Genomic DNA, 600 nt, shown 5'->3' with positions numbered 1-600 from the left:
CCGACGTATAAGCTCGTCAAAGGAGACGCTAAGCGTCAAGCTGCTTTTCAAAGAGAACTTGAATTTATAAAAAAAAACTAATTACCGAGAATGTTACCATGTTTTATGTGGATGAGACACATGTTCGTGCCTATCAAGCGCTACGTACGACATGGGCAGAAGTAGGAAATCAAAAACACGTGCCGAGCTACGGTCACCACGCCCACGTTTCTATTTTTGGCGCCGTCGATGTTCAACAAGGCGATGTGGTATTTCATCGCGCATCATCCGCCAATGCCGAAACGTTCCTCGACTTTTTGCGCCGATTGAAAGAGAAATATACGGACCGATTCCTCGTGCTTGTGTTGGACAATGCGCGTATTCATCATGCCAAGATGGTGCAAGCCTTTCTTGATGGCGAGGAAGGCGATGCTTTTCATTTCATCTTTTTGCCACCGTATTCTCCACAGTTAAATCCGATTGAACGGCTGTGGAAGTGGTTGAAAGATGAAGTGATTGCCAACGTTTTTCACAAGGATCAAAATGACATTGCCCAATCCATTACTCGCTTTGAACAGTACGTCTTACAACATCCAGATGAGGTGTTACGCCGCATGGGGT

1 protein-coding gene is annotated in these 600 nt (G+C 45.5%); it reads left to right on the top strand.

Translation table 11 applies throughout. The features are described from left to right. Positions 1 to 107: 107 nt before the first annotated feature. The coding region (locus ETB99_RS14610; RefSeq protein WP_309138161.1) for an IS630 family transposase at positions 108 to 600 on the top strand (493 nt) is incomplete at its 3' end.

This window comes from Anoxybacillus sp. CHMUD (assembly GCF_013096965.1).
GTDB lineage: Bacteria > Bacillota > Bacilli > Bacillales > Anoxybacillaceae > Anoxybacillus > Anoxybacillus kestanbolensis_A.
This window is presented reverse-complemented; position numbering and strand designations above follow the sequence as displayed.